This is a genomic window from Paenibacillus sp. SRL342 (genome assembly GCF_984798905.1).
The window spans coordinates 3,569,203-3,593,000 of the sequence record NZ_OZ481790.1 but is presented as its reverse complement, the minus strand read 5'-3'; the positions used below and the strand labels follow the sequence as shown (position 1 = coordinate 3,593,000).

The following is a 23,798-nucleotide window of genomic DNA, read 5'->3' as shown; positions in this document are numbered from 1 at the left end:
CTTTGGATTTGATTTCTTGTATTTTCCTGCCTCAGATATGCTCAACATACATCTCATTCAAAATATGACCCACACGATATGTGTGCTCTGCCAATTCAGATTTCACATATGATTCAATATCACTCTTTTCGATACTGTACAAGACCTCCATTTCTTTAGAAAAAAGAAGGTGTCCTTCATTGATTTTCTGCTCCAACGAGATTATCTGTTTGGGTTTCAGATCACCACCGAGCACCTGCTGAAGTGCTTGCACATATGTTTCAAGAGAACGCGCTCCGACAATTTTTATACCCTGATTCTCTTCATTCACAATGATAATGGATGGGAAACCTCTAACTCCCAAACCAGCGACACGCTCAAAGTCTTCCTCTAATAAATCTTGTGCAGATTGCTGTGCAGCCGCCTCAACCACTTCTTTTCCATTCAAGCCCAGTTGATTGACGATATCCGTCAGCACATCATCTTCTCCAATATTTCGATTAAATACAAATACGGCTTCACGCACACGTCTTAAAAAGTCCTGCTCTTTACCAGGGTGTGTACTCTGAATGACCTTAAATACGCGAGATGGCGGATAAGAAGAAAGTATTGGATTATCATGCCATAAGGAACCGTCGATGGACATGCGTGAATGTTCACCCACTTCCTTCCAATGCGCTGCAACGTCCGAAGGTTTCTTAATCCCGTTAGCGCCATCCGAGAAACCATTCCAGTTAGCCAGTAGCCCACCCATTTTAATTTGCAGCGTAAAATAATGGCCGTATTCCTCAATAAACCGATGAAGCACAGGCTCAAGCGCCCAGCAGTGAGAGCAGATCGGATCTGTTGCGTAATAAAGAGTTATCCTTTTCTCAACGTGATTCAGATTGATTTCTTGCATCGCCTCTTCCTCATTCACACCACATACGCCTGTTTCCAGATCACACATCATAGATTCGTTACTCACGTTATCCCGCCTTTATATTGTCTTATGAATTGATTTTCTTGTGTTAGTTTGATTATAATGTCTACAATCTTCTGAACAAGTACGATTCTTTTTCTGACTTAGTATCAAAAAGTATACTATTGGAGGGTATTAAGTGAAATACGAGTTTAATTTTGATCAGTTATGTCCAGCGACTTATGCATTTCAGGTCATTGGAGGCAAGTGGAATCTTCCGATCCTGGCAATCCTCAGTGAAAATGACTGTATACGTTACAATAAATTAAAAAGAAGACTGCCTGGCATTACCGGAACGATGTTAACGAACTGTTTGAAGGATTTGATTCATTCCGGCATCGTGCATCGGGAGCAATATAACGAGGTGCCACCGAGAGTGGAGTATTCGCTCACAGAATCAGGCAAGGAATTGGTTCCTTTAATTGAATCCATGGTAATGTGGGGTCAGAAAAATATGACAGCAGGCGTGAAGCAACAAGATATATAACTCCTGGCCTAATGTAACCCCTTATCATAGATGTTCATTATCTAATCGCTCTGCACAATTTGTTCAACGGCAAAAAGACTATTTCACTGGACCATCATGTCCTTTGAAATAGTCTTTCCTTTATAAATACAAGACGGCCGCTTGTTTACGACGTGTACACATCTAACTATTCAGGTCGTCATCTTCCTCATTTCCTAAATACATAACCGTTTTTTCTCCCTCAACCAATCTAATGATCTGCTTTCGTAATTTTGAAGGAAATAAAGGTAGTTCGTTTATATTTTTAATTTCGAGCCATTCATATTCCACTTGATTTTCGTCAATTGGCAGAATAGAACTATCTTGGTCTATCAATCCTATGTACTCGCATAAAAAAACAAAATCTACACGATGAAGAGCTTCACCGTATACCCCTTCAATGACAAATTCCAGTGATAACGGTTCTACATCTATTCCGATTTCTTCCGCAACTTCACGCTTCACAGCATCCGTCAAGGTTTCACCTGCATTCTGGCTCCCACCAGGCAGGATGTAGATGACTTCATCATTATCATCCTGCTTCATTGCAAGCATTCTCCCGTCTTTAATGATCAATGCTTTTGCAGAATTTCTAATCTTTCTCTCCATTGCTAATCCCCCATATATATCTGTATCATGTTGCTGAAGGTTGATTCCATTTAACATCACGATCTCCATGAAGAATATCTTAACACATACATCTAAACAAATTCTGAACAATCAAATCAACTCACTCTTGGCGACCTCCATGAAAGCAGCCATGGACGGAGAGATCCATTTTTCCCGATGCCAGAGCATTTGCGCAGAAAAGGATACATCTGATAAATCCCACGGCAGAGCAACCACTTCCCCTTCGCTCAACTCTTTCTTCAAAGCCATTTCAGGTAATAAAGCGATCCCTAGGCCAGCCACAACACATTGTTTAATGGCTTCTACACTATGAAACTCCAGCTCTGTCAGAGCATCCACACCTTTCTTTGTTATGGATTGATCAAAATGAGTGCGATACGAACAGTTCTTTTCGGTCAGCAAAAAATGCTGTTTGTGGAAGTCATCAATGACCAACTCGGAACGCGATGCTAACATATGATCGGGAGAAACCACCATTTGAAAGGTCTCATCCTTTAAAAACTCTGATTGAAGGTCTTTGGAATTAATAGGCTCATCCAATACAAAAACGACATCGGCATGCCCTTCTCTCAGACTCGATTTAAGCTCTTGCCCAGACAAGGGGCGGAACAATAACCGCACACCAGGATAGTCTGCTCGAAAGCGTTTGAACAAGGCTGGAAGAAGATATGCACACAGCACTTCGTCTGCTCCGATCACAACCGTTCCCGCCAATTCTCCGTGCTGACTGGATATGCACTTTGCTTCCTCTACATCGTTTAAAATCTTAGTGGCGTAAGGCAGAAACTGTTGGCCAGCATCCGTTAACACGACCTTTTTGCCTAATCGATCCAGCAATTTTACACCAAGCTCTTCTTCCAGCGATTTGATTTGCATGGTTATGGTAGAGGGTACATAGCTCAATAATTCAGCAGTTTGACTAAAGCTGCAGGTCGATGCAAGTGTCCAAAAGGTTTTTAGCTGGCGTATTTCCATGAGTCACGTACCTCCCAAGTTCAAAAAAAATGAATGATATGTTCGATAACGTTTCGTTGAATTGATAATAGACGTATTGTAGAGTGAAATCAAGTTATTACTATTTTATAAGGAGAATCAATCTATGAACGATTATGAAACATATAACCTTGGAGATACATTACTTCGATCGGGACAACAGCTCCCTCAAGCCTTTATCGCTTACAAGACCTATGGAAACTTAAACGCGGCAAAGGACAATGTTATTGTTGTCCCAACATGGTTTGCTGGAATTCACACAGATAATGAATGGTTAATTGGAACGGACAAGGCACTGGACCCCAGTCGTTATTTTATCGTTGTGCCCAATATGTTGGGTAACGGGTTATCGTCTTCTCCTAGTAATACCCCTGCCCCATATGATAAGAACAACTTCCCTCTCATCTCCATGTATGACAATGTACGTGCCCAACATCAACTCATCACTCAAAAATTCGGTATCTCCAAAATCAAACTTGTTGTGGGCTGGTCTCTGGGAGCCATGCAGGTTTATCAATGGGGAACCAGTTATCCTGAGATGGTCGAGCGTATTGCCCCCTTTGGCGGAACGGCAAAGAGCAGACCCCATACACAGTTGGTATTCGAAGCAATGATCGCGGCGTTACAGGCAGATTCGAATTATAAAAATGGTAGATATGAACGCCCTCCGGTTGCTGGTCTCGCAGCGATGGGAAGAGCTTATGCTCCATGGGGGTTTTCGCAGGCGTACTATTTGGAGAAATTGTATCAATCTGAGGGTTACGACTCCTTGCAATCTTATGTAGAAGATTACTGGGATCAGGTATTTCTTCCCTTCGATGCTAACGACTTGATTACCATGCTGCGTACAGGAATCTATGGAGACATTAGCGATAATCCCGTAGATGACGGCAACTTCGAACAGGCGTTAAGCAAGATCACCTCTCCTGCACTCGTTATGCCAGGATCAAGTGACTTGTTCTTCACGCCAGAAGACAGTGCGTATGATGCTCAGCATATGCCAAACGCGGTGTATCAACCTATACAGTCCAAGTGGGGACACTGCTTTGGAATCGGAGCAAACGAAGAGGATTCACTCGTTATCGATCGTCATCTAAAGCAATTTTTGGAGACATGAGTAAAAAAAGAAGGAGTACAAAGTAAAAAAAGTGCACAAAGCTCATTATTCTTTTCTCCGCTACAACTCAAAAGTAAAAAAAGATACCAGTTCTCGTCAATAACCTTTATATCCCGTTCCCCCTTTCTCGTTTAGAATATTTTCAAGAAAGCGTTATTGAAATATGACTGATAAGGGGGAAAAGAAATGAACAAGAAAACGAAAGCCTTAGTCTTGTCTGTGTGCATGTCAACCTTATTACTCGCAGCCTGTAGCAATGGAAACGGTGCTGATAAAGGTTCAACGACGGACACGGATTCCAACGAGGCTGGAACGACAACCATTCATACCGTAACATCAGAATACTCCTCTGCAAAATATCCAAAGGGCGACGATATCACCAACAATGTTTGGATTAAGCGATACAAAGAGAAGTTTAATATTGATGTCAAAACAGACTGGGTTAGCGATGAGTACGATACAAAACTCAATTTGGCTATCGCATCGAACGATCTTCCTGACGTATTCAGAGTTAATCCATCACAACTGAGACAGTTAGTCGAAGCAGATATGGTCATGGACCTTACCGAGGTATTTGATCAACACGCTTCAGATCGTCTCAAAGGTTACATGGAAGCAGATGCGGACAGTTACGAGTCTGGAAAGAAAGACGGTAAGCTATACGGGATACCACAGATGCACTGGGGATTAATTGAACAACCAGACTTCATCTGGATCCGGAACGACTGGAAAGAAGAATTGGGAGTCCCAGATCCAAAATCTGTGGAAGACATCAAAAATATTGCACTAAAATTCATGGAAAAGCACAGTGGTTATGGTATAGCGGTAGACCAATCGTTGGATTACCTCAACCTGCTTGCCATTGCATGGAATGCGCATCCGGATATGTGGATGGAGGATAGCACTGGAAAACTCGTGTACGGCTCCGTGCAGCCTGAGATGAAAAATGCGCTGGCTGAGTGGTCAGAATGGTACAAGCGAGGCATCATTGATCCGGAATTTGCAATCAAAGACTTTAATGCGATGAACGCGGATATCGTAGCCGGCAAAGTGGGAATGCAGCCTTATTACCAATGGTGGGGTTATAATCCGGGTGTCGATACGGTATCCAATCTGGGTAAGGACGCCATCTTCTACCCTTATATCATCCCTACCGTTGATGGGAAAGAAGCCAAACAATCCATCTTTTTCGCTAACAACAATTATATCGTCATGAAAAAGGGATTTAAAAGTCCTGAAGAAGTGATCAAAATTTTGAACGACTATGCTTATATTGTGGATGAAGGCAATGGCAAGGAATCCACAGAAACGTTATCCGCCTTGCTGGACAACGATATTGCCCATGTTGTTGGAGCGTTCCGTGTACTTAATCCGAATTCCGATTACGAGCAATTTGAGGCGGTCTCCGCTGCCCTTCAATCCAAGGATACCAGTGGACTCACGACTTCGGGTATGTGGCAAAAATATAACAACAGTGTGGAATTCATAGAGAATGCAACCCCAGGAGCAGTTGGTGATTATTTGCAACAAGGGGCTCCAAAGAACGCGTATGGTCTTGCCAAGAAAGTACTGGACAGCGAGAACTATACAAAGACGGCCTTATGGGGTGTTACGCCAGAAATACTTTCAAGCTACGGCACAACCTTGGATGATATCCTGACCGAAGGTTTCACCAAGATCATTATGGGTAGCGAAAGTATCGATTATTTCGATGTTATTGTCCAAAATTGGCGTGCAGCTGGGGGCGATGACGCAACTCAGGCAGTTAATGAAGCCTACGGGAAGAAATAATCTCGTTTGTCACAAAGAGGGGATGAGGGTGATCTCTCCCCTTTATTTGATAGCGATTACATTTGGCGTACAAGGAACGGAGGAATATGTATGTTGAGAAAATGGAAGCAGCAGAGTCCTTACCATCTCATGTTGATCCCAAGCCTGGTCTTGGTCTTCATCTTTTGTTACATCCCTTTCTACGGACTTATTATTGCGTTTCAGAAGTACAATCCGGGTCTCGGCTTCAACTCGCCATGGGTAGGGTGGGATAATTTTACCCACATATTTAATCAGCCGAACTTCGTAAGAACGATCTGGAATACATTGTACATGTCTGTCTTTAAGATTATCGGTGGTATAATCGTACCCGTAATTTTCGCATTATTGCTTAACGAGGTACTACACAGTGGAATTAAACGTACATTTCAAACACTTGTCTACATTCCGAACTTCCTCTCATGGGTCATTATGGCTGGCATCATGCTGGATATCCTTAGCTCCGACGGTATTATCAATACATTTCTAAGTGTATTTGGGATTGCACCGATCTCCTTCCTTGGCACACCCTCTATTTTTCCTTGGACGATGATTGTGAGTGACATATGGAAAGGCTTCGGATTTGGCACGGTTGTTTATTTGGCAGCTCTGACCAGTATTGATCCGGGACTTTATGAGGCCGCAGTGATCGACGGAGCGAAACGGTGGAAGCAGACCGTCTACATCACGTTGCCTCTCCTCATGCCAACCATTGTTTTAATGACCGTACTTTCACTTGGGAACGTACTCAATGCTGGCTTTGACCAAATCTATAATCTCTACTCCCCTGTTGTTTATCAGACCGGTGATATTATTGATACCTATGTCTACCGTTTAGGAATTCAACAAGCACAGTATTCAATTGGTACCGCTGTCGGGTTATTCAAATCGATCATTTCCAGTGTTCTCGTTGCTGTATCGTACATCCTGGCTTACAGAGTGGCTGGCTATCGTATCTTCTAAGAAGGAGGAACTTACATTATGATCTATGATAAAAGTATGAGCAGACGTGTATTTCTTATCATAAACTACACCATATTGCTTCTAATCTCTCTCCTATGTATCCTGCCGTTTATCAACCTGCTGGCTGTTTCATTCAGCAGCAGCGCGGCTGTATCTGCGGGGAGTGTTACGTTCTGGCCTGTGGAATTTACGACAAAAGCCTATGAATTTGCATTAACTGGAGGATCATTTTTCTCCTCTCTCTGGGTAGCCATTCAACGAACCGTTATCGGAACGTTGGTGAATCTGGTTCTGATCGTACTCACGGCTTATCCCCTCTCCAAATCAAAACAAAAATTGATGGGGCGTAATATCTATATGGGATTTTTCATCGTAACCATGTTATTCAGTGGAGGTCTAATTCCAACCTATCTGGTAGTCGTCAAAATGGGACTGATCGATTCCATATGGTCTCTGATCCTGCCTGGGGCCCTCCCCGTATTCAGTATGATTATCCTCATGAATTTCATTCGGGGGCTGCCCGAGGAGATTGAAGAATCAGCCATTATCGATGGTGCTGGGCCTGTACAGGTATTGCTTCGTATTCTACTCCCACTTCTCAAGCCCGCTCTGGCTACGGTTGGTTTGTTCAGTATCGTTGCTCACTGGAATTCGTGGTTCGATGGCATTATCTATATGAACAATCCAGACAATTATCCATTACAAAGTTACCTCCAGACCCTTCTGCAAAGTTTTGAGCAAATCATGCTGAAATCTGGGTCAGATTATACGCAGCTGTTGTCCATGATGAACGCCAGGACGGGGCGCGCCGCTCAGATGTTCCTGGGTGCCATTCCGATTTTGCTTGTGTATCCATTCTTACAGAAATATTTCACCAAAGGTTTGGTGTTAGGTAGCGTCAAAGGGTGAACAAAAGGGCTTGCAGTTCATACTGCGAGCCCTTTGTTTATATCTAAACTTATTTTTATGATCGCTGTACTGCATTATGAGATGCATAAATGAAAGCATGAATGACTATTTGGCTTCTAGGATGGCAGGCAGCAGAATGGAGAAAATGGTACCTTCACCCATTTTACTCTCCACCTGTATTCCATAGGGTTTCCCAAAATGAAGTTGAATTCGCCGCTGCACATTATGCAATCCAATCCCATTCGTTCCCGTACGTGCACCGGACTTCTCTTCCAATAGATTCTGCATCGTTTGATGATCCATCCCCACGCCATTATCACAGATTTCGATCACAACTTCATCCAGCTGTGATTGAATCCGAATAGTGATGATTCCGTCTTCTTCCAGTTCGGCCAGACCATGAAAAATCGCATTCTCCACAATCGGCTGCAGGATCATTTTGGGCATGCGATAATTCAGCAGTCTATCCTCAACCTCATATCTCATCTGAATACAACCATAGTACCTGACATTCTGAATCGTTACGTAATTCGCTATATTATCGAGTTCTTCACAAATGGTTACGAGAGTTCCATCAGATTTTGTTGCATAGCGGAGCATCGAGATTAGTGCATCGGTCATTTCCACGATTTTATCAGCCTGCTGCATCGAGGCAATCCATTTCACCGACCCAAGGGTGTTATACAGAAAATGAGGCTTGATCTGGTCATGGAGCGCACGCATCTCGGCCTTGGCTTTATCTATCTCTTCCTGCTGCATCCGTTCGACCAACCGTTTCAATTCGTGTGACATTCTGTTGAACCGAATGGATAAATGGCCAATCTCATCTCTGGAGCCAATAGGTACAACTTGTTCGAACTGACCTTTCTCCACTAGAGCAATATTCCGCAGCAATTTTTTAATGGGAGTTGTGATCACGTGAGATAAAAAGATGGATATGACGGCAGCAAAAAGAACAATAACGATGGCAAGCGTCACCAGATTACGGCCCAATATTTTGCCATCAGCAGTCAGTTCATCCAAAGGCATATATAAGTAAGTTGTCCATTTTTGCTGACTAAGGGGACTGGTCACCACGACATTTAGTGATTCAGGCGGACGAACGTTGTCACGGAACAGTGTCCCGATTAATCGTTCGTTCACGTTATATACGATCTTGTCATCCTCATCAACAATCATGAACCTGGAGCGCAACCCTTCCTGCAAGTTTCGATTGACGATTTCGATGAATTTGATATCAATGCTGACAACAATCACGCCAAGCAGTTTTCCACTAGTCACATCATGAATTTTGCGAGCGTGTGACACTGCCAGTATTTTATTCTCCAATTGCTCGTCGATTCGTGTTGTGAGGGTAATGGTTCGATCCTTATCATGCATGAACTTTTTAAACCACAATTCGTTTGCTACTTTGAAGTTTGGATCAATGGGTTGATGTGGACTGACAAAAAGATCTTGCCCCCCATTCATATTGTAGAGGTAGATGGAGAATACGCGATCTTTCATCATGATATAATTCATCAGAATATTGTATGCGGCAATCTCATGTTGTTCATCACCCTCTCGCAGGAAATCCTGGATCGGAAAACTCCCTTCATGAGTCGCAGACAGATTGTCACTAAGCCCATTGCTGGCTAGCAACGAAATTTTCTCAATCTCCTTGAGGAACTCATCAATGCGAATATTCGTCTGTTTGGCCAGATCGTTTAGCAACGTTGTATAGTTCTGTGCCAATAACCGCTCTGAGGAGTAATACGAATTGATTGTCATCACCAATACCGGAAGGATAATGACCGTCATACAGATCACCATAATTTTGTACTTGATTCGGAAGGGCCGAACATGCTTCATATGCTGCACCTCTATTCACCGATTACATTCATCCCTGCTGTAATTCTCGATATTCCTCAGGAGTGACCCCTACCGATTTTTTGAAAATCTTACTGAAGTACGTGTAATTATGGTAGCCCACCTTTTCTGCGATTTCATACACTCTCATTCCTCTGCTCAATAGATACGCCTTGGCATGTTCAATTCGAACTCGGGTCAAGTACGTGATAAAGTTCTCTCCTCGTTCCTGTTTGAACACACGGCTGAGATACGACGGATTCACACTGATTTGGCTAGCGATACTTTGTAGTGAGATATCTTCCGCATAATACTTGTCGATCAATTCAGTGGCGAGATCGGTGTACGTGCTTTCCTGTTTGATTTGGGAATCGGTTTGGAAGTAATATGCAATATGAGCAAGCATATCTTGGTGGATATCCTCCCAATACTCCCCCTTTAGAACGATTTCATAGGGTGATTTTTCTGTTAAAGAAGGAGCACCTCTTTCCGTAGCGCGGGATAAATGGGAATGTATCGTTTCCATTACCATGATATATTGCTTGCGAATGCTATTCTCATCCGCTCGTAGCTGTTCCAGGTTGGATCGGATTCCTTCAAGGAACTCTTCCGCCATTTTGTTGTCTTTGCTTACCCATAACTTCAACAAATCTCGTTCTTGTTGCGGGCTTAAAGCCCCCTTAACTTCATGTCGATCTGGGGATTGAACCATATCATCGTAATGCAACACCTGGTTGCTTCCTGTGAAGAAACTCTGTTGGAGAGCCGTTTCTGCCTCTTGGCAGGCCTTCCTGATGTGAAGAAAACCGGAAGTCATTCTACTCACCCCAGCCGTGAGCGATAGATTCATAAAATCCTTGATTGAAGACAGCAATTTATTACATAGTTTATTCAAGTCGGCATGTACAGATTGGCTCTCAGGAAGTACATTGACGATCACCCAATATTCAGAGGAACTTTCAACAAAAATCTCTTTCTCCCACTTCGAAGGAATAATCTCTTCCATAATATTAAGAATCGAAAATCGGAGCAGCTTTTCCCCCTTCTCTACATATTTCCGCTTTGCATCCTCGTAATAATTCACGATGAACTTTATAACGACCAACTGGTCTGAACGTATACGAAAATGCAGTTCTTCCGCTTTGGTGACGATATCCTCCTCATTAATGAATCCGCTTACAATATCTTGGAAGAAACTATCCTTCAGATATCTTAGGCTCTTGGAATAGTCCTGTGTCATAGAGGGTGTGTTGGTTGGGTGAACATGTTCACTTTGCAGTTTCTGTCCAACAGTGCTCAGGAGGTCAATAAGGGAGGATTCGGTGATCTCACTTTTAATCAAGTAATCTGAAGCGCCAAGTTTTAGCGCCTCTTTCACATAATGAAATTCGTCAAAATTACTCAGGATGACATACTTACAGGTTTTCAGTATGCAGGAGGCCTCTTGTATAAGCTGTAGCCCATCCATAATCGGCATTTTAATATCTGTAATAATTAGATCAGGCATCACTTCAAGCGCAAGGCTTAATGCCTCTTTTCCATTTCCCGCCTCACCAACAACATAGAAATTGTACTCTTCCCAATTCAGCATGGAACGAATTCCAACCCGCATGAGCAATTCATCATCTACGATCATCAGTTTATACATGCGTATCCCCCAACATGAACCATTTTTAGATATTTTACCATTAAACGGACTGTTGCAAAGATGTCTAGCGAACCTTATTACATTGCGGGTATCATAAATAACACTTTTACAGAACGTATGTTCCTGTTATAATCAGATTATCGTATTTGGTGTAGCATAACATGCCCGTCTGGAAAGGATACATATCATGAATTTATACAAGTTTGAATTAACAGTGAACGGATATCTATTACGCGTGCATTTCAGTGCATCTGAAGAAAGTGGATTGAAATGGTGCAAACGAGTTGCTTCTGAATTCCAGAATAACGTTGCCAATCTGGAGATCAAGGTTGATATACATAAAAAGCAGAAACAACAGCATGCACGGGATTATCACGGAAAGCCATATTTGTATGATAGGACACTAAGGAAAAAGCCGCTTACCAAGAAAATTAAAACGGCTGAATCATCTGCTATTATGTAAAGGTTACTAAAAGACGCTAAGATTCTCATCATATAGGCTAATTGGTTGGAGAGCATTTTAATTCGGGTGTTCCCCACTATGCCGAACAGTTTAGCGCCTCTGTATACTCTTGTCCTTCCTGTCCTTCCTTTAAGACAAAAGATAAAAGCCTGCTCCTATATGGAACAAGCTTTTGTCCGTGTCAGTTGTACTATATGCCAAGGAAGATTTTTGTTCACCCTTAGTATCTCTCTGATTCCTTAAATATCATATAACGATGGACACCTCTGACAGCATGCATTGCTTCTTGTATTAGCTGAATCGCAGTTTCGCGTTGTCCCGCTTTTAGTTCAATCGCTGCAAGAAGCGAAGATCTCATCCAGACCTTGTTAATGGATTTCAAGTGTTCCCTCGCCTGCTCACTTCTTCCTTCTTCCATAAGTAAATACGTTTCATAATATGTACGATAATCCGATCTACGCATATTCTGCACCGCAGTACGAACAGCTACCAAGTCGTTGTGATAGGAGCCGTAAGCTGCATTATATACTGCTTGTGTCCTTTTATTGGTGTCCTCATTTCTGATGCGCTCTATTGTGTGTTCCAATTCATCATCAAGTCTGTTTGCAAGAGCGTAATAGATATAAAGCTTTGGGGTATTCTCCTGTCTGCGTAGAAATGCCTCGACGCGGTCCATCCGTGTTTCCCAACCCAGAGGATAAAAAATACGAATGGTAAACATGATCAGAGTAGCGGTGAGAACAACTCCAAGTATCCAAAACAGAGATTGGTCATTCATCTTCATGTACACAACAAATAAAAATACGGCCAAATAAAAAACAATATCCCACTTATATTTTCCCATCTTCCATCTCCTTTATAGACATAAAAAACTATTATATCAAAACAAACCCCAAGGAGTATATGCACCGCATCCTTTGGGGTTTAGTTAAATTTATAAAATTGATTTATTGAAGTTTTCTTCATTAACGACAATCGACCGTATTGTCTACTCAATAGACTAGATTCTTACGCCCCGACGTCTCCAATCATTTGTCGTTCAATTTGTTTCATCTCATAGAAATAACCTTTTTGCTCCATCAGCTCGGAGAAAGAACCTGATTCCACAATCTTGCCTTGGTCCATGACCACAATCCGATCCATCTCTTCCAATCCCGTCAACCGATGGCAGATCAGGAGAAGTGTATCTTCGGATGCCTGTGCCAGAAGATGCTGCAATACACGTTTCTCTGTGACGTAATCCAGCGAAGAAGTCGGTTCGTCTAGAAGCCACAACCGTCCTTTGCGCAGCATGGCCCGTGCGAGAGCCAGCCGCTGCTTCTCACCATCCGACAGGTTCTCCCCTTTTTCATATACCATGTCGGTCAACAACTTATTCGGCAGTTGGACTTTATCCAGCACAGCCGACAGTTGTTCATCCGAATGTTCTTCTCCATTCAGCAGCAGATTATCCCTAACGGTTCCCCGGAAGAAATGACTTTGCTGCAACACGACATTCGCCCTTTGCCAGATGCTCTCCTCATTCAGTTCCTTTACCGGAACATCGTTTAACCGTATATCTCCAGACGTTGGTGTACGCAGCTTAAGTAGCAAATCGATAATCGTTGACTTGCCTGATCCGCTTGGCCCGACAATCGCTGTTTTGGAGCCTGCTGCAAGTTGCAGGGAGAGCTCTCTCAGCGCCGGTCTCCATTCCCCTTCATATTGGAAGTTAACACCGGATAGTTCAATCGAAACCGCCTGATTGGCTGACACTTCGCCGCTTGGCTGTACAGATTGCACATCAGAGGTCTGCACCGTTTCCGCCAGTCGCTGAGCAGCGTGTTCACTATCCTGCTTATACAGAGGTAATATAGCCATTGCGGCAGCTTCTTCGAATACGGTCTGCGTGGCCAGGATCAGCATGGCGAGGAATACACCGGCAAACGCTCCATTCACAATTAAGAAGGCACTGAGTGCCAGCACACCCCATGTAACAAGATACGTCACAAAAACGTGCATGGATTGCCCGCGCAGCAGGTGCGAAGCGGCTTGTTTCTGTTCCGTTGCCAATGCAGCGGAAACCTGCTGAAGCTGTTGCTCACGCTGTTCCAATTGGCCGTATACTTTCAAATCTCGGAAGCCATACAACACTTCGGTTACTTCCGTGGACAGCAAGGCCCGTTGCTGGCGGACACGTCCATGTATTTTTCGCTGACCTAACAAGACAATCCCTGGTACAACAAATGCCGTGATCAGCATGCCTAGTACTAACAAACACGCAATCCAGATTGAAAAGGCTGTAGTGAACAGCATGGTAGCCAAAAACACCATAACAACCATGATGGGTGGATACGCGACCCGCAAAAAGTAATTTTGCAAGCTTTCCACATCACCTACAATCCGTGCAAGCAAATCCCCGCTTCGGTTTTTGTTCAATATACCTGGCGTTACCGGGATCAGTTTGGAAAAAAAGGACGTCCGCAAGCGGCTCAGCATGGAGAATGTCGCCCTGTGGGAATACAAGCGTTCTCCGTAACGACTTGCCGCTCGAAGGAAACCGAGCAGTTTGACCATGGAAGTGAGTACAATTAAGGTGTACAGCGGTGGCGCAAATACCGTTTGCGATATCATATACCCACTCGCGGAAAAAAGAGCTACCCCTGCTATGCCGGCGATAAATCCGCCCAATATCGAAAGCAAGATATCCTTGCGCTCATGAATCATCGCTTTTGACAGAATCGTCAGCTCATTCATGCTAACCCTCCTTTCCGTTGCATATCCACCATCTCCGCATATTGAGGCAGGCGCGCCAGAAGCGCTTCATGATGTCCTGAATCCACCAACACCCCATTGTCCATAAACAAAATGTTGTCCGCATGTTGAATTGTATATAAACGGTGTGCCACCGTAATCATCGTTGCCGTTTTGGCTAATGCCGCAATGGATTGTTGCATTACCCGCTCGGTGTGCAAATCCAATCCTACGGTGGGTTCATCGAACAAAATGACAGCTGGTCGCTTCAGAAAAGCACGTGCCAAAGCAAGTCTTTGCTTTTCCCCGCCAGACAGCCCCCGGCCACCTTCACCAACAAACGTATCCAAGCCCTGCTCCAATTGTGCAACAACGCCAGCAAGCCCTGCTTCTTCTGCCGCCTGCTCAATTTCAGCTCTGGAGACATTCCGACCCGCGCCAATCGCGATATTTTCGGCAAATGTACCTGCAAAAATATACGGATGCTGTGTAATGTAGCTAACACGTTCAAACCATGCAGCCTCATCATGTTGTGAAATCTCGCTTCCGTTAACCAGAACCGCTCCCGAATCTGGTTTCAGTAAACCGGCAATGAGATGAAGCAGCGTGGTTTTACCTGAGCCACTTTTACCTACAATAGCGATCTGTTCTCCCGGTCCAATCAAGATTTGTCCTGTCTCTAGTCCAAAGGAATCAGGAGCGTACTGGAACCGGACATCGTTCAGTTCAATGGTTGGTGGCATTGTTATGAACTCGGCGCGAGGGGCGTGTACCCCAGTCTGCTGCACGATCTGACCATTAGTATCACTGGTATGTGTGGCCTTCTCAACATTCTCAGGCTTCGTTTGTGTGCTCTTGATACTTGTTTCCTCAAGCATTTGTTCCACCTTACGAATGGCCCCCATACTGGTTCGACCGCTGTGAAAAGCCGTTCCCGTATTCTTCAACAGACTGTAAAACTCAGGGACGAGTAACAACACGAGAAAGGCTGTGTGGAAGCTCATCGATTTGAAAACCAGTAACTGAATAGCCAGTTCAAGCGCGACAATACCAATGCTTAACATCACGATTGATTCCAGCATAAACGTATTTGTAAATGCAATCTTCAAAATTCCCATGGTGGCATCACGATACCCCAGACTGCTGCGTTCAATTTCCTGCTGCTGACGTTTAGCCCGTCCGAATATTTTTAACGTAACCAGCCCTTGAAGCGAATCCAGAAACGTACCGGAAAACTCGGCCAGTTGGGCGTATTTTTCTTCTGATTTGTTCTTCGTCTGGAGCCCCACCAAAATCATGAACAGTGGGATAAACGGTGCCGTGAATAGCATAATCCAGCCTGTGTTGGCGTGCTGCGTAAACGTAACAACCAGAATCAGAATCGGGATCATCGCGGCTTCCATCATTCGAGGCATATATTGACTGAAATAACTGTCAGCCTCATCCACAGCATCCAAAGCAACACTGACCTTTCCTCCCGTCTGTCCACTCAGGGTTGAAGGCATGGAAGCGCGGGTCAGGTTCTGCAACACAGATGCTCGCATATTCGTCTTGGCGCGTGCTGCCATATGCAAGCCCACTTTCCCATTACCATACGACAACAGTGAGCGTACAGCCATGACAGCCAGCAATAGGCCAAGCAACAGCATCACGGATGAAAAGGAAGCTTTCTCTACAAAGATTCGCTGGACTGCTTCAGCTACCAAGGTGGCCTGGCTTACAATAGCTACACCAAGGGCCAGCGAAATGATCGCAAGGAGAAGTCTGTTTTTTCGTTGTAAAGACATTTGCTGCGAGATCAGATTGGATTTGCCTCTCCTTTTCATTGAACGCTCCTCCTTTATTTTTTCCCTTTCACATAATCCGCATCAAACAGGAACAGTTTGAAGACCAGGATTAGAGAAGGAATTAACAGGCACAGACCACCGATAAACACAACGACGAGTGCAAAGCCCATTGCAGGTGGTGTGGCGCTGCTCTGAATGGTGATGAATGGATCAAGAATGTAAGGATATTGCCCAATCCCGTAAGCAAAAAAGGCTGTGAGAAATTGCAGCATGATGCATATAAAAGCTAAACCGTAACGGCGTCCGTTATATAACAGCCACATGGCAATCATGAAAAACGCAACGGAAAGCGCCAGTAGCCACCATAGATCCATCATATTTTGAAAATGACGCTCATTGTGTTGACCCAAATATATAAATGCAGTCAGCGCGAGAATAATGGTCGGTGTGCTCCAGAACAAAGCATAGTTACGCATTAGCTTCAATGCCGAATGATCCTCTGCCCGAGAAGCATAAAATGTTAGAAATGACCCGCTAATGAACAATACGGATACGATTGCCAGTCCAACGATGCTCCATGATAACGGATTGGTAAATAACGCCCAGTAATCCAGGGAAACGGTATCTCCCTGCTTCAAAATAAAGCCACCTTCAGACAGGGTCAGTGCCACTGACAATGACGCTGGAATAAGTAGACCCGTAGCTCCATATAAGAACAAATACACGATACTTTTTTTAGAACCATAATTTTCGAAAGCATAGAATGAACCACGAATGGCAAGTAAAATGACGGCAATACTTCCCGGAACAAGCAGCGCGGAGCCATAATAGTAAGCAGTATCCGGAAAGAATCCAACGATGCCAATATAGAAAAAGACAAAAAATACATTGGTGATCTCCCAGACCGGTGATAGATAACGGGAGATCAGACGATTAATCAGGTGATCCTGCTTCGTCAGGCGTGCATAAAAGGCGAAGAAACCTGCTCCAAAATCAATGGAAGCTACAATAAGATAGCCGTACAAGAACAGCCAGAGTACCGAAATACCAATTAATTCATAACTCATTATGCCTGACCCCCTTTCTCGGCTGATTGATCATGCTTCTCCTTCAACCATTTCTCCATCTCGAGTTCAGCAGGATTATTATTGAACAACCGTCTCAGTACAACGACACACATAACGCCTAGCAGGATGTAGAGAAGCAAGAAGACGAAAAATAAAATTCTCACACTCGGTGAAGAAGTAGCGGCCTCTTCCACTCGCATATAACCTCGGATGATCCATGGCTGCCGCCCAATCTCTGCATAGAACCAACCCATCTCAACGGCCAGAAAAGCGAGCGGTGCACTGAGTGCAACCATACGAAGCATCCACTTGTTAAACTGATTACGTTTCTTCCAGAATACAAACAGGAAGTACAGACTTGAGATCGCAAGCAGAGCAAATCCGATTCCAGCCATTAGATCAAACAAATAATGCACAAGTAAAGGTGGATGCTCATCTGGTGGAAATTCGTTCAGCCCGGTTACCTCGGCATCAAAGTCTCCAAAGGCAAGGAAACTGAGCACCTTCGGCAAATGTAGTGCGCCTATAATTTCATGTTCAGCATTCAGCCATCCCAATAAAATCAAATCCGCTCCGCTTTCCGTCTCGAAATGCCACTCGGCAGCTGCGAGCTTCTCCGGCTGATGCTCAGCCAAAAACTTGGCAGATACATCTCCAGCTAAGGAATTTAATAAACTGAATACCAGTACAACGGCCATCATGAGATTCAAGCCTTTTTTGTGGTAGGCGGACACTCCCTTTCTCAGCATCGCAAAGGCTGCTATTCCTGCTAACAGGGCAGCTCCTGTCAGATAAGCCGAGCTTAATACATGGAACACTTTGGAGAACGTCGCCGTATTCAGCATCGCTTGCACGGGGTTCACTGCCATGAATTGGCCTGCTTCCATCACAAAGCCTTCAGGCTGGTTCATGAATCCGTTCACTGTAGTAATAAAAACAGCAGACATACCTGCCCCGGCGACAATTGGAATGGTCAGCAACCAGTGGATATACGGATTTTTGAACCGATCCCACGTGTACAGGTAAATGCCCAGGAAGATGGCTTCAAAAAAGAACGCGAATACTTCCATAAATAGTGGCAGTGCAATGACATTCCCGGCCAGTTTCATAAAATTCGGCCATACCAGAGCCAATTGCAGCGATATCGCTGTGCCTGTCACGACACCAACCGCGACAGAAATGACAAACCCTCGTGACCACCTCTTCGCCATAAGTATGTAATGGTGATCCTTCTTCCGAATGCCGATGAACTCTGCAATAGCGATCATCAGAGGCACACCGACACCAAGTGTTGCAAAAATAACGTGGAACCCGAGCGTCAAACCAGTCACCAGCCTGCTCCATAACACCGTATCAATAGCCATTCGTTATACTGCCTCCCTTCAAACTCTGTTCAATTTTGAAACAATCAATATCAGCTTCGGCCAAGCTCAATGCATAGTTGCGAAATATTTCACAAAGGTAGGTACGACGATATCTTGCCACACCTTTAATGCGTTTACTCCTGTTGGCTCCCGATTATAACAAGCGCTGGATGCCTATGAAAATCTGATATTGATGCACTTCAAGTACTGACCAAGCCTATTAATCAAAATTATTATATCTTTATTTTTACCTAATTCAATCAAAGACACGTCTTCTACCTTAAACGTTCAAGAAAGGATCAACTCTTTCTGACAACTTGGTGAAAAACAAAAAATACACCCAATGGAGCTATTGATTCATTGGGTGTAAACGTGCTATTGCACGGCAGATTCGCTATTTACTTGCTTACTTGCTCCGGACTCACCGGACCTGCCTCGCGACGTACGCTCATGATGATCAATGATGCAGCTAATACCGTAAGGATGATGCCAAGCATGTGAAATCCTGTCACATTAAATGTATCTCCCATAACAATTCCAATGAATAACGACGATAAGATGGTCCCCAGGTAGCGTGATGTATTAAAAATACCCGATGCGACTCCAATCATTTCTTTGGGTGTGCTTTTGAACAGTGCTGCTTGCATGCCAACCGCGTTTAGGCCGTTACTTATTCCAAATAAAGCTAAGGCAACAATGATTATGAAGATTGGAGAAGTTTCATTCATAACAACGATCAATATAGAGCCCAATGTCATTAAAGAAGCGGATAAGATCAGCGCTGGCCGTGATCCTGATCTGTCAATCCAGCGCCCTGCAATCGGAGCAATAATGACTGAACATAACCCCAAAGCTAGCATACTCATTCCTGTATGAACTTCATTGAGATGTCGTATCTGCTTCAAATACGTAGGAACTCCAAAAAATAGTGCGTAAAACAGGATATTTACCAGCATGTATTGCACATTCACCCAAGTCATCTCGGGATATGTGGCAAAGGTTCGCAGAGGGATGAAAGGCGTGTCTGCTTTTAATTCATGTCGAATGAACATAACGAGTGCGATTAACCCGATCGCTCCTGTCAGCAGATGCCATGTTGAAATATCTCCTGTGGAATTTACTGAAAGTAAACCGATGAGCAGAGTTACCAAGGCTACCGTAAACATCAGGATGCCTGGTGCGTCAATTAACGCAAGCCATTTCCGAATGGACATGTGACCAGAGATAGACGGGGATTGCTCGTCCTTCGGGATTGTTTTCCAGGCGAACCAAAAACTTGCCAAGACAAACGGAATATTAACGATGAATATGCTATGCCAATCCCACCAATGAATCAATACTCCACCAATAAAGGGCCCGATCGCAGCCGCTCCAGAAAGGAATATAGCCAAGGTGGACAAGGCGGAGGCTTGCTTGTCAGTCACGTTAATTCTGACAATCGCCATTCCGACGGCCACCATCATGCTTGTGCCAATCGATTGAATGATTCGGAATACGATGAGCCACGAAAAACTGGGAGACCACGGAGCTAGCATGGATGATACAAAAACAATAATAAGACCCATGAGGAATATCTTCCTGCGGCCAAACAAATCACTACATTTGCCCATGACGGGTTGAGCGACAGCACTGGCAATGTAAAATGATAAAATAATCCACGAAACGGCTGTAAAATTAAGTTGATACACTTGTTGTAGCCTTGAAATAGCCACCGAAATCATGGAGGAATTCAACGGATTCAACATAATTCCGAGTCCAACAGCTAACATCAATCCTTTATTTCGAACGTTCATTGGTGCACCTCTCCTTCTTCTGCTGTCATCTTACTTGAAAACATTCATTTATTCCAACGCATTATATGTTATGATTTGATGAACTAGAAGGAATGAAGGAATGGTGCAAATGGAACTTCTTCAACTAAAATATTTCCTGACGGTGGCCCGATGCGAACATGTTACGGAAGCTGCAGGAAAGCTGCATGTCACGCAATCCTCCCTGAGCAAAACGATACAACGATTAGAGGATGACCTGGGAGTCCCTTTATTTGATCGAATCGGGAGAAAGCTGCGATTAAACGACTTTGGAAGAACATTTCTTCAGCGAACTGAAAAAGCCTTATTTGAATTGGAACAAGGAAAGCGGGAAATTGCTGACCTCTCCAACCCGGATCAGGGTACACTGCAATTGGCGGTGACTACGGCGAGCACATTGCCAGGCATACTGCGGGAATTCCGGAAAAACAAACCGGATATTCAGTTCCATGTGCAAATGGTTTCGTTAGAAAACATGTCCAGACTTCTACATCGGGGCGAGGTGGACTTTTGTCTCTCCTCCCCTCCGATTCATGGTGACGATATCGAATGTCAGATCCTATATGACGATCCGATTGTAGTCGCTGTTCCTATGGGTCATCGATATGCAGATCGAAGCAGCATTCAATTAACCGAGCTTAAGGACGAGCGGATTGTTGGGGTGAAGCAAGGGTATGGGGTTCGTGATATGGTAGATTCCGTATGTCAATCCGCTGGTTTCCTACCGAAGTATGTATATGAAGGTGATGAGCCTGCAAGATTAACAGCCCTTGTGGAAGCGGAGATCGGTCTCGCGTTTATACCTAGCACAGCCAGAAACCCGCATGAGCGCATTAGATATCTTCAGGTAGAGGAACACAAGCTCGTTCGGGAAATCGCTCTACTTTCGCACAAAAACAGATATATTTCCAAAGCCGCTTTAGAGTTTCGCAGCGTGGTTATGGACTATTTCAGTGCTATGCCATGAGCATACATTCAATACAGAGGAGTTGTCATTTTGATATTAAAACCAGAAAAATTTGATCATATTTCAGAGACAGAACGGCTAGTCATCCGACCATTACAGAAAGACGACTATGAAAATTGGTTGAATGAGTTCGAAAACCGTCATCCCTCCCAACACCGTCATGATACAGGCAAAATGGATATGAGTGAATGCACACTGGATTGGTTTCGTGATCTGGTAGATCGACATCAAGAGTTAGCGCGTACAGATGCCGTTTATGTATTTGGTGTGTTTAGAAAGCATGATGGTACACATCTGGGTATGATTGATATTGCTACCTTGGCAAGAGATGATTTTCAATGGGGAAGCTTCGGATACACGATCCATAATCAGTATTGGCGAAAAGGTTATGGGAAAGAAGCAGTGAATGAAGGACTTCATATTGCATTCGAACATCTGAAATTCCACCGTATAGAGGCTCATATCAATGTGGATAACACCCCTTCCATGAAACTGGCAGAGAGTGTTGGTATGGAATTTGAATGTCTACGTAAAGGGTTTATTCACGAAAATAATGAATGGACCGATCACTTGGTGTATTACAAAAATTCTAATTAATCTAACCCCACCGATAATCAAAAGAGCGAACAAAGCACTTGCGTGCCATGTTCGCTCTTCTTCATGAATCCATATTACTGTCTTCGCGTTACTCACCCAAGCTGTTCCAGAATGATTGAAATGTGCCTTTCTCCACTTCCAGGAATGCCGGAACATTACCGTAACGAACCAGACCTTCACCGAATAGAACCAGTGGGACCTGCGTTTTATCTTCCAATGTGAGATAGATGATCTTGCGATCTTCCTTGCCGTAGAGGTTCTCTTCCAATTCCGGGCTCGTTGCGATTGGTTTGGCAGCAGATAACGCCGAGATAAAGCTGTCCAGTGCTTCATCCGCTGCTAACGGTTGAAGCTGCTGCAATCCGTTATTCCAGCTGTCAAACGTTTCCCATTGCGCAGAAGTGATGTTGCCTTCGAGATGTAGCTTGCCGATCAGATCGGCACCAGTACCAATGGTGATCCCGTTGTTCTTGTCAAATAGTTGAGCATACACCTGACCATCGATCTCGGTGTAAGACATGATGCGGAAGTCCTTATCGTAGCCATTGACCGCATAGATGTCAGCTTCGCCAATGTTGGAAGCAAGTTCCGAGTATTTATCCTGGCCGCTCAGCTCATCAATGCCGCCAGTGGTGGTCCCCAGTTTATCCCCCCGCAGGTTGAGTGCATTGGCGCCTTCAAGCAATGTTGGGGACTGTGTATAGACGTTTCCTCCATACACGACCAATTGCACCATATCAGCCATCGCGCCTTTGACCTGTGAATCCGGCAACTCCATCTTCGGAATCACGATCGGATCGAACGACGTGCCTGGAGTCACCGCTGCCACCTGTGGTGTTGGTGCGGCTGGTCCATTGAATTGTTGCCATACACTTGGCGCAGCCAAGCCAATACTGGCAGCGATAACGACACTTGCTGCAATGTATAATGGTTTACGTTGACGTTTTGGTCCCTGATGTTGCGTGTTTAAGGATTGCTCTACCCGTTTCTTCATTTGTTCGTTTGCTTTCATATTATCCACCGCTTTCTTATAGTTTTGTTTGAATTGTTCTTCGTTCATTACAGTTCCTCTCCTTCCAGCTCCAGTTTTAACAGCTGTCTGCCTCGTTTTAATCTCATTTTCACTGCTGATTCGCTAATCTCCAGGATCTCGCTGATTTCTCGGATCGGATAATCTTCGTAATAATACAGATGAACCACCGATCTATACTTGACGGGCAGTGACAGCACAAGTTCGATCAGCGCGTGATCTTCAGGGTTGTCTGTTGTAAGGGGATCGACTCCCTCCAGCTTAACCTCCCGTTTACGCCAGCCTCTGCCTAATAAGGATTTGCAATGATTGGTGATGACCCGAATCAACCATGCTTTCTGATGCTCCGCATCGTTGAATGTAGGTGCTTTTTCTATTAGTTTGATGAAGGTATCCTGAGTGGCTTCCTCCGCGTCTTCTCGTCTGCCGAGGTGCACCATGGCAATCCGGAACAGCGTATCCGCGTATGTCTCATAGACTTTCATCACATGATCGCCCAGCTGGGGCACTGATCGCTGCATGGTTGTATGCCCTCCTTTATACCTCTAACACTCTTACGGACGGCATTTGGTCACATTTTGTTTTAGGATTTTTTTGCGTTCATTCTTTTCGTTCCA

21 protein-coding genes are annotated in these 23,798 nt (G+C 44.2%); 8 read left to right on the top strand and 13 right to left on the bottom strand.

The annotated features are described in order from the left end of the window. Window positions 1-31 precede the first annotated feature (31 nt). Window positions 32-946 (bottom strand): DsbA family oxidoreductase, encoded by a 915-nt coding sequence (locus AC4E8D_RS15780; protein WP_339308510.1) that lies wholly within the window; start codon window positions 944-946, stop codon window positions 32-34. Window positions 947-1,079: 133 nt separating this feature from the next. Here AC4E8D_RS15780 and AC4E8D_RS15775 point away from each other — a divergent pair, with 133 nt between their 5' ends. Further along, window positions 1,080-1,427, top strand: a complete 348-nt coding sequence (locus tag AC4E8D_RS15775; RefSeq protein WP_339185171.1) for a winged helix-turn-helix transcriptional regulator — start codon at window positions 1,080-1,082, stop codon at window positions 1,425-1,427. Between the two features lie 162 nt (window positions 1,428-1,589). Here the strand turns inward: AC4E8D_RS15775 and AC4E8D_RS15770 are convergent, their stop codons facing one another. Together AC4E8D_RS15770 and AC4E8D_RS15765 are read right to left on the bottom strand one after the other, a co-directional pair. Continuing rightward, entirely contained in the window at window positions 1,590-2,123 is a 534-nt protein-coding gene (locus AC4E8D_RS15770; protein WP_339185169.1) for an NUDIX domain-containing protein, read from the bottom strand. A 42-nt stretch (window positions 2,124-2,165) separates the two neighbouring features. Continuing rightward, a complete protein-coding gene (locus AC4E8D_RS15765) occupies window positions 2,166-3,050 on the bottom strand; it encodes a LysR family transcriptional regulator (protein ID WP_339185167.1) in 885 nt (294 codons plus the stop codon). Between the two features lie 124 nt (window positions 3,051-3,174). On the opposite strand from AC4E8D_RS15765, the gene AC4E8D_RS15760 reads away from it, so the two are divergent. The 4 genes from AC4E8D_RS15760 (at window position 3,175) to AC4E8D_RS15745 (ending at window position 7,866) form a co-directional block, all read left to right on the top strand. Continuing rightward, entirely contained in the window at window positions 3,175-4,185 is a 1,011-nt protein-coding gene (locus AC4E8D_RS15760; RefSeq protein WP_339185165.1) for an alpha/beta fold hydrolase, read from the top strand. Between the two features lie 186 nt (window positions 4,186-4,371). After that, the gene (locus tag AC4E8D_RS15755) at window positions 4,372-5,976 is read left to right on the top strand and encodes a type 2 periplasmic-binding domain-containing protein (RefSeq protein WP_339185163.1); all 1,605 of its coding nucleotides are present in this window, start codon (window positions 4,372-4,374) and stop codon (window positions 5,974-5,976) included. 90 nt (window positions 5,977-6,066) lie between these two features. After that, entirely contained in the window at window positions 6,067-6,957 is an 891-nt protein-coding gene (locus AC4E8D_RS15750; RefSeq protein ID WP_221821140.1) for an ABC transporter permease, read from the top strand. 18 nt (window positions 6,958-6,975) lie between these two features. After that, the gene (locus tag AC4E8D_RS15745) at window positions 6,976-7,866 is read left to right on the top strand and encodes a carbohydrate ABC transporter permease (RefSeq protein WP_307412710.1); all 891 of its coding nucleotides are present in this window, start codon (window positions 6,976-6,978) and stop codon (window positions 7,864-7,866) included. Between the two features lie 105 nt (window positions 7,867-7,971). Here AC4E8D_RS15745 and AC4E8D_RS15740 read toward each other — a convergent pair whose 3' ends face one another. Both AC4E8D_RS15740 and AC4E8D_RS15735 read right to left on the bottom strand, forming a co-directional pair. Next, entirely contained in the window at window positions 7,972-9,717 is a 1,746-nt protein-coding gene (locus AC4E8D_RS15740; RefSeq protein ID WP_490206453.1) for a cache domain-containing sensor histidine kinase, read from the bottom strand. 28 nt (window positions 9,718-9,745) lie between these two features. After that, the gene (locus tag AC4E8D_RS15735; protein ID WP_490206452.1) at window positions 9,746-11,362 is read right to left on the bottom strand and encodes a helix-turn-helix domain-containing protein; all 1,617 of its coding nucleotides are present in this window, start codon (window positions 11,360-11,362) and stop codon (window positions 9,746-9,748) included. 187 nt (window positions 11,363-11,549) lie between these two features. On the opposite strand from AC4E8D_RS15735, the gene AC4E8D_RS15730 reads away from it, so the two are divergent. After that, window positions 11,550-11,825, top strand: a complete 276-nt coding sequence (locus tag AC4E8D_RS15730; RefSeq protein WP_221821136.1) for a hypothetical protein — start codon at window positions 11,550-11,552, stop codon at window positions 11,823-11,825. Window positions 11,826-12,045: 220 nt separating this feature from the next. Here the strand turns inward: AC4E8D_RS15730 and AC4E8D_RS15725 are convergent, their stop codons facing one another. The 6 genes from AC4E8D_RS15725 to AC4E8D_RS15700 form a co-directional block, all read right to left on the bottom strand. After that, window positions 12,046-12,669: a hypothetical protein gene (locus AC4E8D_RS15725; RefSeq protein WP_221821135.1), complete on the bottom strand. Its 624-nt coding sequence runs from the start codon at window positions 12,667-12,669 to the stop codon at window positions 12,046-12,048. A gap of 164 nt (window positions 12,670-12,833) precedes the next feature. Continuing rightward, window positions 12,834-14,561, bottom strand: coding sequence for a thiol reductant ABC exporter subunit CydC (gene cydC, locus AC4E8D_RS15720; protein WP_490206451.1), 1,728 nt, complete (start codon window positions 14,559-14,561; stop codon window positions 12,834-12,836). After that, window positions 14,558-16,384: a thiol reductant ABC exporter subunit CydD gene (cydD, locus tag AC4E8D_RS15715; RefSeq protein WP_490206450.1), complete on the bottom strand. Its 1,827-nt coding sequence runs from the start codon at window positions 16,382-16,384 to the stop codon at window positions 14,558-14,560. The genes cydC and cydD overlap by 4 nt, the downstream gene beginning before the upstream one ends. A 14-nt stretch (window positions 16,385-16,398) precedes the next feature. Continuing rightward, complete coding sequence (locus AC4E8D_RS15710; RefSeq protein ID WP_174806461.1) at window positions 16,399-17,412, bottom strand: cytochrome d ubiquinol oxidase subunit II; 1,014 nt, start codon at window positions 17,410-17,412, stop codon at window positions 16,399-16,401. Continuing rightward, window positions 17,412-18,776 (bottom strand): cytochrome ubiquinol oxidase subunit I, encoded by a 1,365-nt coding sequence (locus AC4E8D_RS15705; RefSeq protein WP_221821132.1) that lies wholly within the window; start codon window positions 18,774-18,776, stop codon window positions 17,412-17,414. Before AC4E8D_RS15705 ends, AC4E8D_RS15710 begins: the two co-directional genes overlap by 1 nt. Before the next feature lie 398 nt (window positions 18,777-19,174). Beyond that, on the bottom strand, window positions 19,175-20,569 hold the full coding sequence (locus AC4E8D_RS15700) for an MFS transporter (RefSeq protein ID WP_221821131.1): 1,395 nt from the start codon (window positions 20,567-20,569) through the stop codon (window positions 19,175-19,177). 109 nt (window positions 20,570-20,678) lie between these two features. On the opposite strand from AC4E8D_RS15700, the gene AC4E8D_RS15695 reads away from it, so the two are divergent. After that, window positions 20,679-21,554 (top strand): LysR family transcriptional regulator, encoded by an 876-nt coding sequence (locus AC4E8D_RS15695; RefSeq protein WP_339185401.1) that lies wholly within the window; start codon window positions 20,679-20,681, stop codon window positions 21,552-21,554. 30 nt (window positions 21,555-21,584) lie between these two features. After that, window positions 21,585-22,151 (top strand): GNAT family N-acetyltransferase, encoded by a 567-nt coding sequence (locus AC4E8D_RS15690; protein WP_490206449.1) that lies wholly within the window; start codon window positions 21,585-21,587, stop codon window positions 22,149-22,151. An 88-nt stretch (window positions 22,152-22,239) separates the two neighbouring features. Here AC4E8D_RS15690 and AC4E8D_RS15685 read toward each other — a convergent pair whose 3' ends face one another. Next, window positions 22,240-23,211, bottom strand: a complete 972-nt coding sequence (locus tag AC4E8D_RS15685) for a hypothetical protein (RefSeq protein ID WP_221821129.1) — start codon at window positions 23,209-23,211, stop codon at window positions 22,240-22,242. Next, the gene (locus AC4E8D_RS15680; RefSeq protein ID WP_036615805.1) at window positions 23,211-23,702 is read right to left on the bottom strand and encodes an RNA polymerase sigma factor; all 492 of its coding nucleotides are present in this window, start codon (window positions 23,700-23,702) and stop codon (window positions 23,211-23,213) included. Before AC4E8D_RS15680 ends, AC4E8D_RS15685 begins: the two co-directional genes overlap by 1 nt. Window positions 23,703-23,798 lie beyond the last annotated feature (96 nt).